14 protein-coding genes are annotated in these 11860 nt (G+C 66.7%); 6 read left to right on the forward strand and 8 right to left on the reverse strand.

Translation table 11 applies throughout. From position 1 onward, the window contains the following. Window positions 1-81 precede the first annotated feature (81 nt). A complete protein-coding gene (locus M1247_RS02570; protein ID WP_317154684.1) occupies window positions 82-1089 on the forward strand; it encodes a PHP domain-containing protein in 1008 nt (335 codons plus the stop codon). Here M1247_RS02570 and M1247_RS02575 read toward each other — a convergent pair. After that, window positions 1078-1368: a YiaA/YiaB family inner membrane protein gene (locus M1247_RS02575; protein ID WP_317154685.1), complete on the reverse strand. Its 291-nt coding sequence runs from the start codon at window positions 1366-1368 to the stop codon at window positions 1078-1080. The two genes, M1247_RS02570 and M1247_RS02575, sit on opposite strands and share 12 nt — an antisense overlap. 54 nt (window positions 1369-1422) lie before the next feature. Next, a complete protein-coding gene (locus M1247_RS02580) occupies window positions 1423-2046 on the reverse strand; it encodes a TetR/AcrR family transcriptional regulator (protein ID WP_317154686.1) in 624 nt (207 codons plus the stop codon). 59 nt (window positions 2047-2105) lie between these two features. On the opposite strand from M1247_RS02580, the gene M1247_RS02585 reads away from it, so the two are divergent. Continuing rightward, a complete protein-coding gene (locus M1247_RS02585) occupies window positions 2106-3239 on the forward strand; it encodes an FAD-dependent oxidoreductase (protein WP_317154687.1) in 1134 nt (377 codons plus the stop codon). Beyond that, window positions 3206-3637: a hypothetical protein gene (locus M1247_RS02590; RefSeq protein WP_317154688.1), complete on the forward strand. Its 432-nt coding sequence runs from the start codon at window positions 3206-3208 to the stop codon at window positions 3635-3637. Before M1247_RS02585 ends, M1247_RS02590 begins: the two co-directional genes overlap by 34 nt. Here the strand turns inward: M1247_RS02590 and dinB are convergent. Continuing rightward, complete coding sequence (dinB, locus tag M1247_RS02595) at window positions 3634-4839, reverse strand: DNA polymerase IV (protein WP_317154689.1); 1206 nt, start codon at window positions 4837-4839, stop codon at window positions 3634-3636. The genes M1247_RS02590 and dinB overlap by 4 nt on opposite strands. 176 nt (window positions 4840-5015) lie before the next feature. Here dinB and mraY point away from each other — a divergent pair, with 176 nt between their 5' ends. After that, the gene (gene mraY, locus M1247_RS02600) at window positions 5016-6095 is read left to right on the forward strand and encodes a phospho-N-acetylmuramoyl-pentapeptide-transferase (RefSeq protein WP_317154690.1); all 1080 of its coding nucleotides are present in this window, start codon (window positions 5016-5018) and stop codon (window positions 6093-6095) included. 30 nt (window positions 6096-6125) lie between these two features. On the opposite strand, the gene M1247_RS02605 is transcribed toward mraY, so the two are convergent. Beyond that, window positions 6126-7172 carry an aldo/keto reductase gene (locus M1247_RS02605; RefSeq protein ID WP_317154691.1) on the reverse strand — a complete coding sequence of 349 codons (1047 nt, stop codon included), beginning with the start codon at window positions 7170-7172 and terminating at the stop codon, window positions 6126-6128. Between the two features lie 70 nt (window positions 7173-7242). Between M1247_RS02605 and M1247_RS02610 the strand changes: the two genes are divergently transcribed. After that, window positions 7243-7779 (forward strand): TetR/AcrR family transcriptional regulator, encoded by a 537-nt coding sequence (locus tag M1247_RS02610; protein WP_317154692.1) that lies wholly within the window; start codon window positions 7243-7245, stop codon window positions 7777-7779. Between the two features lie 19 nt (window positions 7780-7798). On the opposite strand, the gene M1247_RS02615 is transcribed toward M1247_RS02610, so the two are convergent. Further along, entirely contained in the window at window positions 7799-8440 is a 642-nt protein-coding gene (locus tag M1247_RS02615; protein WP_317154693.1) for a TetR/AcrR family transcriptional regulator, read from the reverse strand. Between the two features lie 78 nt (window positions 8441-8518). On the opposite strand from M1247_RS02615, the gene M1247_RS02620 reads away from it, so the two are divergent. Continuing rightward, on the forward strand, window positions 8519-9988 hold the full coding sequence (locus tag M1247_RS02620) for a flavin-containing monooxygenase (RefSeq protein ID WP_317154694.1): 1470 nt from the start codon (window positions 8519-8521) through the stop codon (window positions 9986-9988). A 20-nt stretch (window positions 9989-10008) separates the two neighbouring features. On the opposite strand, the gene rraA is transcribed toward M1247_RS02620, so the two are convergent. From rraA to M1247_RS36515, 3 genes are read right to left on the reverse strand one after another with little or no spacing between them, the layout of a single operon-like run. Continuing rightward, window positions 10009-10494, reverse strand: coding sequence for a ribonuclease E activity regulator RraA (rraA, locus tag M1247_RS02625; protein WP_317154695.1), 486 nt, complete (start codon window positions 10492-10494; stop codon window positions 10009-10011). Beyond that, the gene (locus tag M1247_RS02630) at window positions 10491-11255 is read right to left on the reverse strand and encodes a MerR family transcriptional regulator (RefSeq protein ID WP_317154696.1); all 765 of its coding nucleotides are present in this window, start codon (window positions 11253-11255) and stop codon (window positions 10491-10493) included. The genes rraA and M1247_RS02630 overlap by 4 nt, the downstream gene beginning before the upstream one ends. Before the next feature lie 49 nt (window positions 11256-11304). Further along, window positions 11305-11796: a hypothetical protein gene (locus tag M1247_RS36515; protein WP_317154697.1), complete on the reverse strand. Its 492-nt coding sequence runs from the start codon at window positions 11794-11796 to the stop codon at window positions 11305-11307. Window positions 11797-11860 lie beyond the last annotated feature (64 nt).

Here is an 11860-nt window from a genome sequence, read left to right on the forward strand (position 1 = left end):
GTACGGGGAGCGCTCGCCGTGACGCAAACAGCGGCGGTGTGACGTCGACTTTGTCGGCGGCAGGCAGGCACACTGGAATCCATGGATCCGGTGAGCGCACTGCGCCAGATCGCCTATTACAAGGATCGGGCCCGGGAGGACCCGCGACGGGTGATGGCCTACCGCAATGCCGCCGATGTCGTCGAGGCGCTCTCCGATGCGCAACGGGAACGGCTGGGTGCGGCGAACGGCTGGCAGTCGCTGCCCGGGGTCGGCCCCAAGACCGCCAAGGTCATCGCGCAGGCCTGGGCCGGACGCGAGCCGGATGCACTGGCCGAATTGCGCTCGGCTGCCGAGGATCTCGGTGGTGGGGAGATCAGGTCGGCGTTACGGGGTGACCTGCACGTGCACTCCAACTGGTCCGACGGGTCTGCGCCGATCGAAGAAATGATGCTGGCGGCAAAGGATTTGGGCCATGAGTACTGCGCGCTGACCGATCACTCACCGCGGCTCAGAATCGCCAACGGCTTGTCCCCGGAACGCCTGCGTGAGCAACTCGACGTGATCGACGACGTGCGGGAACTCGTGGCGCCGATGCGAATTCTGACCGGCATCGAGGTCGACATCCTCGAGGACGGCGCATTGGATCAGGAACCGGAATTGCTCGAGCGCCTCGATGTGGTGGTGGCCAGCGTCCATTCGAAGCTCGCGATGGATGCGTCGTCCATGACCCGGCGGATGATCAAGGCCGTGACCAACCCGCACACCGACGTGCTCGGGCATTGCACCGGGCGCCTGGTCACCGGGGGCCGTGGGACGCGGCCGGAATCGAAGTTCGACGCAGAGAAGGTGTTCACCGCCTGCCGCGACAGCGGCACCGCCGTCGAGATCAACTCCCGGCCGGAGCGGCGTGATCCGCCGACCCGGCTGCTGAACCTCGCGCTGGAGATCGGCTGCCTGTTCAGCATCGACACCGACTCACACGCCCCCGGCCAACTCGAATTCCTCGGCTACGGCGCCCAGCGCGCGCTCGACGCCGGGGTGCCGGTGGATCGCATCGTCAACACCTGGCCCGCCGAGCGGCTGCTGGAGTGGACTTCACGCAGCTGAGGTGAACGGATTGTGTTCGGCGATCAGCTTTTCCATGCGGGCCTCATCGAGCCGGACCCGCACGGTGCTGGCCTCCTGCTGGTCGCGGATCACCTTGGCCAGGGTGAATGAACTGGTGACCAGGAACAGGGCGGTCATGCCGAGGAACAACCGCTGCCACGGGTCGAGCGGCAGGAACAGGATCCCGCCAAGGAGGCCGAGAAAGCTCGCGCCGAATCCGATGGCGGCCTGGACGAAGAATGCCGCGGTGCTCTTGCCCGTGTCGTTGAGTGCGTTCATGACATGAAGCCTGTCGCAACGGCGGGGCCTGCGGATGGGTGAGACTACTCAGATTCAGCGTTGGTCCTGCTGCCACGGTCGCAGGGCGATCTCGGTGGCTCGGCGCAGCGCCCGCGCCCGCGCGGCGTGACTCTCGGGTATGCCGGTGTCGACCATCGCCTGCACCGCGCCGGTGACGGCCCCGACGAAGGCGCCGACGATGGCTCCGGCGGCGATGTCGTCGAGTTCGTCGGCGTACGCGGCCTGCAGCCGGCGGGCGATCTGCCGCTGGGCATCGAGCTGGACCTGGAGCGCCCGCCCCCGAATTGCCGGGACGGTCTGCATGAGCCGGAACCGTAGTGCGCCTTCTTCGTCGGCGAAGTCATGGCCGCCGTCGATGACCGAGTCGAGCGCGCGTAACAGCACATCGGCCGGGCGGTCCTGCGGTCCGCGCTCCGCGATAGCCTCGATGGCGGCGGCGATGCGGGCGTCCGCCCCCGGCAACAAAACGTCGTCCTTGCTGGGGAAATAGCTGAAGAAAGTCCGTGGCGCGATATCGGCGGCCGCGGCGATGTCGGCAACCGTGGTCCCGTCATAGCCGTTGGCCGCAAAGAGCCGCAGCGCGGCGTCGACGATGGCAGCCCGGGTCCGCGCACGCTTGCGCTCCCGCAGCGTTCCCGCGCTGGTTTCGGTCGGCACCCACCGAGTGTATAACTGCAGTTAGTGCAAAATTGCAGTGACTGCAGAAAGGTGTGGCCATGCGGACGGTGCTCATCGTGGGGGCGGGCGTGGCCGGTTCCACCGCGGCCTACTGGCTGGCCCGCCAGGGGATGTCCGTCACTGTCGTCGAACGGGCGGCAGGCGACCGATCCAGCGGCAGCCCGGTCGATGTGCGCGGCCCCGCATACGACGTCGCCGCGCGGATGGGGGTGCTGCCCCGGCTGCGGAGCGCGGCCACCAGGGCCACCGGCATCAGCGCCGTCGACCGAAACGGCCGGCGAATCGGTTGGGCGCCAATCCAAGTGGGCAGGGGAATCGAGATTCCCCGCAGTGACCTGGCCGCGATCCTGGCCGACGCCGAACGTGACGCGGCCGAGTACCGCTACGGCGACACGGTCCGCACACTGCGCCAGGATGCCGCGGGCGTGGAGGTCACCTTCGAACGCGCCGAGCCGCAACGGTTCGATCTGGTGGTGGGCGCCGACGGTCTGCACTCGCAGGTGCGGGAGCTCGCGTTCGGGACCGGATTCATCGAACACCTCGGGATGTACGTCGCCACCGTCGACCTCACCGGGGACGCCGACGGCGACACGGTGCTGATGCACAACGCACCCGGGCGGATGGCCGCGGTGCATCCGGCCACCGGCCGTGGCATCGCCGCGTTCATCTTCCGCGACGGGGCCCGCTACGACCACCGCGACACCGCGCGCCACATCGAGGTCGTCGCCGCGGCCTACGCGGGCATGGGCTGGCGGGTGCCCGAGCTGCTGGACCGCATGCGGACGGCAGGCGACATCTACTTCGATTCGGTCAGCCGGGTCCGGTTGGACACCTGGGCGCGCGGGCGGATCGTTCTGCTCGGTGATGCCGCATCGTGCGTATCACTGCTCGGCGACGGGTCCAGCCTCGCAATCGCCGGTGCGGCAACCCTTTCCGAGTGCATCGCGGTCGGTCGAGATGATCCGGCGTCAGCGCTGGGCGAGTATGAACGCCGGCACCGGCGCCTGGTGATGCCGCGACAACGCTGGATGGACCCGGGCTCCCGGGTGATCGTCCCGGCCACCGCGGCCGGTGTGGTTGCGCGCAACACCGCGCTGCGGGTCACTGCCGGGATAAGGCCTGCTCGTAAACTCACGCGATGCGTGCGGAACTTGGTGTCGACACCATCGTGACCCTGCTGGCGGCGGGGCTGATCTTCCTGCTGGCGCTGATACTCGGCGTGTGGAAGTACCGGCAGATGGCCACCAACGAGAATCACCTCGCCCATCCGTATGTGGACATCGCGCACCGGGCCGCGTTGCTCTACTCGTTCGCGACGCTGCTGGTGGCGGTCTTCGTCGAACTCAGCGCCTGGCCCACCTGGGTCAACCTGACGGCCGCGATGGTGCTGGTGTTCTTCTTCGTCGTCGCCATCGCCGCCTACATCGAGCACGGTGCCAAGCAGGACACCACCAATCAGTTCGAGAAGCCCGGTCCGGGACTGCATGCGGGCATGGTCGCGCTCATCGTCGGCGAAATCGGCGGATTCGCGGTCCTACTCGCCGGTTTCGTTGCCGCGCAATTGTTTTAATCAGGCAGCATCGGCATCTCCAAACCGGGATCGCGGCCGACCAACACGCCGCGGGTCAACAGTGCCGTGCCGAACCGTCGGCGCACGTCATCGATCGCGCCATCGATCGCCACCGGATCCGGTTGATCGGCGAACGGCAACTCGAGCTGCTGGCTGCCCTCGCGGTCGATGTTGGAGACCGCGAATCCGATCAGGGTCAGCCCCCGCTCGGCAATCACCGGTGCGGCCGCGGCCACCAGCCCGCGGGCGGCGTCCAGGATGGCGTCGGTCGACGCCGTTGCCCGCGGCAGGGTGTGTGAACGTGTGGCACGCCCGAAATCGTCGAAGCGCAGCCGCAGCACCACGGTGCGCCCGGTCCGTCCGGCCGTCCGCATCCGCCTCGTGATCCGGTCGACGAGGTTGATCACCACCGCGTCCACCTCGGCCGCGGACATGGAGTTGCCGCGCCGACCCAGCGCCCGCTGGGCGCCCACCGAGCTGCGCCGTACCCCCGTAGTGACGCGGCGGCGATCGATGTTGCGCGACAACGCGAACAGCTGCCGGCCCATCGCGCCGCCGACCATGGTGCCCAGTGCCGACTCGGACAGTTCGGCCACGTCGGCCACCGTCTCGATGCCGTAGGCGTGCAGTTTCTCGGCAGTCTTGGCGCCGACACCCCACAACCTCCGCACCGGGAGAGGGTGCAGGAACGCCAGCTCACGATCCGGCGGGACCAGCAGCAGACCGTCGGGCTTGGCGACCTGGCTGGCGACCTTGGCCAGGAACTTGGTCCGCGCGATGCCGACCGTGATGGGCAGGCCGACCCTGTCCTTGACCTGTTCCCGGAGTCGGCCTGCGATCTCCACCGGAGTACCCGACAGCCGGCCCAGACCCGATACGTCGAGAAACGCCTCATCGACCGACAACGGCTCCACGAGCGGGGTGGTGTCGGCGAACACCGCGAAGACGTCCCTGCTGGCCTGTGAGTACGCGGACATCCGCGGCGACACCACGATGGCCTGTGGGCACAGCGCGCGGGCCTGGCGCCCACCCATCGCGGTGCGCACGCCGAACGCCTTGGCTTCGTAGCTGGCGGCCAACACGACCCCGCCGCCGACGATCACCGGCCGCCCGCGCAGCGTCGGATCGTCGCGCTGCTCGACCGACGCATAGAACGAATCGAGATCGGCGTGCAGAATGCTTGCCTCGGCGGACACGGACATCTGTTTCCTCGATCTTTGGTTTCGTCCCTCCACAAACTGTCCCACTGCCGACCGACAACACGGCCGGCGTCGCTGCCGGAGGCGTCGCAGCGGCTCCGACATACTGGGTCGATGGGGGGTTGGGGTCTGCTGCGGCGTGGCTGCCGTCGACTGAACTGTGCGTCGGAGATCGGTCGATGAAGCAGGTACTCATCGCCACGGGCCTGGCCCTGGTGATCGCATTGCTGCTGACCCCCGTATTGATCCGGGTGTTCAGGCGGCTGGGATTCGGCCAGGAGATCCGCGACGACGCCCCGAAGAGCCACCAGCGCAAGCGTGGCACACCGACGATGGGCGGGCTCGCGATCCTCACCGCGATCTGGGCGGGCTACCTGGGCACGAACCTCGTCGGGCTCGCGCTCGGTGGCGAGGGCCCCTCGGCATCGGGGCTGCTCGTCCTCGGACTGGCCACCGCGCTGGGTGCTGTCGGTTTCGTCGACGACTACGTCAAGTTGCGGCGCGTACGCAATCTCGGCCTGAACAAGAGGGCCAAGAGTGCGGGCCAACTCGTCGCAGCTGTCCTCTTCGGCATCCTCGTGCTCCAGTTCCGCAATTCCGACGGTCTGACCCCAGGCAGTGTCGAACTGTCCTATGTCCGCGAAATCGCCACCATCACACTGCCGCCCGTGGTGTTCGTGCTGTTCTGCATCGTCGTCGTCTCCGCCTGGTCGAATGCCGTCAACCTCACCGACGGCCTGGACGGGCTCGCCGCCGGGGCGATGGCTATGGTGGCCGCCGCATACGTGCTCATCACCTTCTGGCAGTTCCGAAACGCCTGTGCCGTGACCCAGGGACCCGGGTGCTACGACGTGCGGGATCCTCTCGACCTGGCGCTCGTCGCCGCCGCGACGGCCGGCGCCTGCATCGGATTCCTGTGGTGGAACGCGGCACCCGCCAGAATCATCATGGGTGACACGGGTTCCCTGGCGCTGGGGGGCATCATCGCGGGGCTGTCGGTCACCAGCCGCACCGAAATCCTGGCCATCATCCTTGGCGCACTGTTCGTCGCCGAGGTGACCTCGGTCGTCATTCAGGTCGCGGCGTTCCGCACCACCGGCCGACGAGTCTTTCGCCTGACTCCGATCCACCACCACTTCGAGCTGGTGGGGTGGCCGGAAAACACACTGGCCGTGAGGTTCTGGCTGATCACCGCCATCGCCTGCGGCCTCGGGATCGCGCTCTTCTACAGCGAATGGTTGACGGCTGTCGGAGCCTGAGTAACCGAAGAGTGAGTCTGGTGAGCCGGCTCAGGTCACTGCTGCGTACGTGGAGCGCAGGAGTGTGCGGTCACCGTCATAGCCGTTGCGCAGGGCGGCCACGACGTCGTCGTGTGGAGCGCCCAGATGAACCGCGCTGATCTCGTCCAGGCGACGGTAGTGCTGTGGGTCGAGTTCCAGCTCGAAAGACCGCAGGTATTCCTCCAGGTGCGTCACGGTTCGCGGTCCGAAGATGGGGACCAACGCGGTCGTGGCCAGGGCGGCACGGTGACGCAGCCAGGCCACGGACACCTGGACCGCGCTACTGCCTGTTTCGTGGGCGATCGCGAGCACCTCGTCCACGACCGCAGACTGTTGGGCGGTGTCCTCGACGGTCCGGCCGTCAGCACTCAATCGTCCTGTCTCGCCACGCCGGTACTTGCCGGTGAGCAGGCCGCCGGCCAGTGGGGAGTACAGCAGTGCGCCGAGGCCGTGGGCTTGCGCCATCGGTAGCAGTTCGCGGTCGGCGGAGCGTTCGGCCAGGCTGTACTCGGTCTCGATGGTGATCGGCGGCGCCTGCCGACACAGGTCCGCGCGTACCGCGGCGCCCGCGACTCGCCAGGCCGGGAAGTTGGACAACCCGCCATGCCGGATCTTGCCGGACCGGACCAAATCGTCGAGCCCTGCGATGATTTCCTCGGTGGGAGTGACCCCGTCGGGGAAATGTGGCATGAAAACGTCCACGTAATCGGTCTTGAGACGGCCCAGACTTGCCTCAAGGGAACGAATCATGGTCTTGCGGCTGTTGCCCGTCGTCCCAGGGCGGGGTTCCTCCCGCCTCGTCCCGCTGTACTTGGTGATCACCACGAAGTCGTCCCGGTCGCGACCGAGCAGTTCACCGAGCACGGTTTCGGACTGGCCGTCCTGGTAGATGTTGGATGTGTCGAACGTGGTGCCGCCTGCTGCGACGAACGTTTCGAACATCGCGCGGGAGGCATCCAGTCCGGCACTGGGATCGGAGGTGCCGAAGCTTCCCGTGCCCAGCGCGCACTCCGAGACTCGCAGTCCGGTGTGTCGTCCCAAGGTCTGATAGCGCATGAAGGCTCCTAGGCAGTCGGGTGCGCGGTAGGCTGTCGACGGTAACAGAAAGCGAGGGGTCACTCTTTTTATGCCCAAGGTCGATCAGTCCTATCTCGACGCGCGCCGGCAGCAGATCGTGGACGCCGCTCGGACCCGATTCGCCGGCCAAGGGTTCGCCGGGACCTCCCTGGCCGACATCGTGACCGAGTCGGGGCTCTCCAACGGTGCGATATACCGGTACTTCACCAGTAAGGACGAGATCGTCACCGCGATTTGCGATCAGGCCGGCCAAGCATTTCCCGATGAGCTGACCGCCACGGCCATCCACGAGTTTCTCGAGCGCACCCGTGTTTTGGCGCGGGAGGAGGGCCACGCCCGGCTGGTGGCCCAGATCTACGCCGAGGCCGCCATCTCGCCCCGGCTCGCGACCCTCGTCCAGTCGCAGCTCACTGCGCTGCGTGACAGCGTGGCCGCGCTCCTGCCCGGACGGCAGCAAGCGGAAGCCGATCGCATCGCCGAGGCGTTCGTGGCCGTCTGTGTCGGTTACAGCCAACAACTCGCCGTACGTGGCGACCTCGACCCGGCGCCGTTTGTCGCGGCGCTCATGGCAGTCATCGATCCGTAGCGGGCTCAGCGGCGCCGGCTCAGGCGGCGTCCCCGTAGATGCTGGTCTGCCAGACGTGGGCCAGGGTGTCGACGACTTTGTCGTGCTCGACCGAGGGCTGCTCGGCCGCAAGCGATGCCATCATCATCCGCTCGTTCATCAGGTTCAGTGACGTCGCCAGGTCAAGGGCCGGAATGGTGTCCGGGGCCGCGCCGCGCTGCCGCTCGGCAGTGATCAGCGCCGCCGTCAGGTTGATCCACTTCTGCATCAAACCGGCCCAGAAGGCGCGGAACTCGGGACTGGTGTTCACGGCCTCGGTGCCCGCGCGTGCAGTGGCCGGATGCGACCCGAACGAGTTGAAGAAGATCTCGATGCCGCGACGGATGGCCCGGCGCGGATCGGCGGGCATGGCCTCCAGAGCGCTGTCGAATCCGGTGTCCGCCCGCTTGATCAGCGGGTCGAGCAACGAGAGCAGTACGGCTTCCTTCGACGGGAAGTAGAAGTAGAACGTGGGCCGGGAGATCCCGGCGCCTTTGGCGAGGTCATCGACCGAAATATCGGAAAACGGCCGCTCGTGGAGCAGCTGTGTCGCGGTCGCCAGGATTGCCGCCTCCCGGTCATCGCCGGAGGGCCGCGTCGAGCGTCGACCGCGGGGTGCGCGGGTCTGGCCGGCGGTACTCACAGCATGAAGCCTAACAGTATGTTGATTTTCTCAACATACTGTTGACCAGCTCAACACCATGTTGATACCGTCGGTCCCATGATCGAACACCTCGACGTTGTGATCGTCGGCGCCGGCATCTCCGGCATCAGCACGGCCTGGCACCTGCAGGACCGCTGCCCGACCAAGAGTTACGCCATCCTGGAGCGCCGCGAGAACATCGGCGGCACCTGGGACCTGTTCAAATACCCCGGCATCCGCTCGGACTCCGACATGTTCACCCTCGGATTCCGGTTCAAGCCGTGGACTTCGGCCCGTTCGATTGCCGATGGCCCGTCCATCTGGAACTACATCAACGAGGCCGCCGCCGAGAACGGCATCGACCGGCACATCCGCACCAGCCACCGGGTGGTCTCGGCGGACTGGTCCGACGCTGACAACCGTTGGACGCTGACCGTCGACCACGCGGGCGAACAGAAGCAGCTCACCTGCTCATTTCTGTCGGTATGCAGCGGCTACTACAACTATGACGAGGGCTACTCGCCGGAATTCCCCGGGGCGGCCGACTTCGCCGGTCAGATCATCCACCCGCAGCACTGGCCCGAGGATCTCGACTACGCAGGCAAGAAAATCGTCGTGATCGGCTCTGGGGCCACGGCCATCACACTGATCCCGTCGCTGGCGAAAGACGGCTCCGGACACGTCACGATGCTGCAGCGCTCGCCGACCTACATCGGTTCGCTGCCCCTGGTCGATCCCTTCGCGGTGAAGGCCAACAAGTACCTGCCGGAGCGGTTGGCGCACGTCGCCAACCGGTGGAAGGCCATCGGCTACGCCACCGGCCAGTACCAGGTCGCGCGGCATTTCCCGAGCGTCTTCAAGAGGGTGCTGCGGAAAATGGCGACCCGCCGGCTGCCCGAGGGCTTTGACTACGACAAGCATTTCAGCCCCCATTACAAGCCATGGGATGAGCGCGTGTGCCTGGCGCCCAACGGGGATTTCTTCAAGACCATCAGGGCCGGTAAGGCCGACGTGGTCACCGACACCATCGACCGCTTCACCGAAACCGGGATCAAGCTGGCCTCCGGAGCCGAGTTGCAGGCCGACATCATCATCACCGCAACGGGTTTGAACATGCAGCTCTTCGGCGGCGCGGCGGTCACCCGCAACGGGGAGGCGATCGATCTCACCGAATCGATGACCTACAAGGGCCTGATGCTGTCCGGGGTGCCGAATATGGCCATCACGTTCGGCTACACCAACGCGTCCTGGACGCTGAAGGCGGACCTGGTCTCCGAGTTCATCTGCCGGATGCTGAACTATATGGACGCCAACGGTTTTGACCGCGTCGAGCCGCAGCATCCCGGTGACACTGTCGACGAGCTGCCATTCATGGACTTCACCCCGGGCTACTTCCGGCGGGCCATGGACACCCTGCCGAAGTCGGGCTCGGAAGCACCGTGGCGGCTCAAGCAGAACTACCTGTTCGACCTGCGGCTGATCCGGTACGGCAAGGTCGACGAGGAGTCACTGCACTTCACCAAACACCGTGCCCCGGTGACGGTTTAGTTTCGCGGGCCTGGTGGTGGTCACCCGCTGTGGGTGACTACCACGATGCCGTCCTCATCGCAGTAGGCGGTCTCGCCTGGCACGAACGTGACACCGCCGAACGACACCTCGACATCACGCTCACCCTCGCCGGACTTGGAGCTCTTGCGCGGGTTGGTGCCGAGCGCCTTGATGCCGACGTCGACGGTGCGCAGGGCCGACGCGTCGCGCACAGCGCCGTGCACCACCACCCCTGACCAGCCGTTGTCGGCGGCCAGGCCGGCGATGAGGTCGCCGACCAGCGCGGTGTGCAGCGATCCGCTTCCGTCGACCACCAGCACCCCGCCGTCGCCGGGCGTGGACAGGATCGATTTCAACAACGCGTTGTCCTGGAAACAACGCACGGTGGTGATCCGACCGGCGAACATGGTCTTGCCGCCGTAGTTCTGCAACTGCAGATCGCAGCTGCGGACATCGGGATAGATCTCGTCGACAAGATCGGCGGTGGCGCGGGGCTCGATACTCACGCGTCGATGTTAGCCACGATGATGTCGTGCACGAATTGGGCCAGACCGGGCTCCGCATCGTCGTAGTAGGCGGTGAACCGTTCATCGTCCACGTACAGCTGGGCCAGGCAGCCGTGCATCTCGTCGCTGCAGTCGTAGAACCGCGAGATGTTCGCGCGATGCCGGACGGCCAGGGCGTTGGCCTGCGCCGAACCGGGCTCGACACCGGCGCGCTTGCCGTCGGCCAGAGCCTGCAGCAGAGCGTCGTTCTCAGCCTTGAACTCGATCCAGTCCTGCTTGGTCATCGCCGCGGTACGTACCTGCGACTGCCGCCATTCCTCGGTACCGCTCCACCGCTGTGCGGCCTCCTCGGCGTGCTCGTCGAACACCGCGCTGCCGAAGATCTCGACCTGCTCCTCGGCGGTGAGCTGGATTCCGTTGTCGTGTGCGCTCATGAGTTCCTCCACTGCCTTGATCCGCTGTTGCAGCTGCTCGGACTGCTCGCACAGCAGTTGATGCTGACGCTGCAATTGCGTCAGCACGTCGGCCCGGTCGTCATCGAGCAGCTTTTTGATTTCGTCGAGTGACAACCCGACAGACCGGTAGACCAGCACCAGATGCAGACGTTCGACATCGGCGTCGGTGTACCCGCGATAACCCGCAGCGGTGCGCACACTCGGCACCACCAGACCGATGTGGTCGTAATGGTGCAGGGTGCGCACGGAGACGCCGGTCAGGGCCGATGCGGCCCCGACTGTGCGGAATTCCGTGCTGGCGGGCATGAGCCCAACTATCGACCCTGACGTCGCGTGAGGGTCAAGTTCGGACGCCTCAGTCCTCGTCGGAGCGACGGCGTGCGATGAGTACCAACAACACGGCAAGCAGCCCGACCGCGACTGCCGCGGCCAACGGCACCCGGGACTGCTCCGGGCCTGCCAGAGGCGCGGGCGCGGGGCCGGAGACCGGGTTGGCGGCCGTGGCAATGGTCGACTTGGCTTGCGCGGCAGCTTCTTCGGCTGCCGTTGACAGCCCGTCAGCGGTGGGCGCCGCTGCCTCGGCAGGAGGTGGCTGCGGTGCAGGAGCCTTCTTGGCGGGCGCTTTTTTCGCCGGCGCTTTCTTGGCCGGGGCCTTCTTGACAGCCTTGGCCGCGGCTTTCTTGGCCGGGGCCTTTTTCGCGGGAGCCTTCTTGGCGGGCGTCTTCTTCGCGGGCTGCGGCGCAGGAGCGGGCGGAGCGGGATCGGAACCGGCATCCGGTGGAGATGCCGCCGCGGAGCCGGGTGCGGTGTCCGGCTTCTCGTCGGGTTGATCCTGCTGTTCTGCCATCTGGCTGCTCCTTTGCAATGTCCGGTGCTCCGCGCCAGTGCGGGTGTCTTCGCGGCCGCCAGTG

The sequence above is a fragment of the Mycobacterium appelbergii genome, from assembly GCF_032883035.1.
Lineage (GTDB): Bacteria > Actinomycetota > Actinomycetes > Mycobacteriales > Mycobacteriaceae > Mycobacterium > Mycobacterium appelbergii.

Coding starts and splice junctions, on each gene's coding strand:
- M1247_RS02570 (WP_317154684.1), top strand. CDS start 82: ATGGATCCGGTGAGCGCACTGCGCCAGATCGCCTATTACAAGGATCGG.
- M1247_RS02575 (WP_317154685.1), bottom strand. CDS start 1,368: ATGAACGCACTCAACGACACGGGCAAGAGCACCGCGGCATTCTTCGTC.
- M1247_RS02585 (WP_317154687.1), top strand. CDS start 2,106: ATGCGGACGGTGCTCATCGTGGGGGCGGGCGTGGCCGGTTCCACCGCG.
- M1247_RS02590 (WP_317154688.1), top strand. CDS start 3,206: ATGCGTGCGGAACTTGGTGTCGACACCATCGTGACCCTGCTGGCGGCG.
- dinB (WP_317154689.1), bottom strand. CDS start 4,839: ATGTCCGTGTCCGCCGAGGCAAGCATTCTGCACGCCGATCTCGATTCG.
- mraY (WP_317154690.1), top strand. CDS start 5,016: ATGAAGCAGGTACTCATCGCCACGGGCCTGGCCCTGGTGATCGCATTG.
- M1247_RS02605 (WP_317154691.1), bottom strand. CDS start 7,172: ATGCGCTATCAGACCTTGGGACGACACACCGGACTGCGAGTCTCGGAG.
- M1247_RS02610 (WP_317154692.1), top strand. CDS start 7,243: ATGCCCAAGGTCGATCAGTCCTATCTCGACGCGCGCCGGCAGCAGATC.
- M1247_RS02620 (WP_317154694.1), top strand. CDS start 8,519: ATGATCGAACACCTCGACGTTGTGATCGTCGGCGCCGGCATCTCCGGC.
- M1247_RS02630 (WP_317154696.1), bottom strand. CDS start 11,255: ATGCCCGCCAGCACGGAATTCCGCACAGTCGGGGCCGCATCGGCCCTG.
- M1247_RS36515 (WP_317154697.1), bottom strand. CDS start 11,796: ATGGCAGAACAGCAGGATCAACCCGACGAGAAGCCGGACACCGCACCC.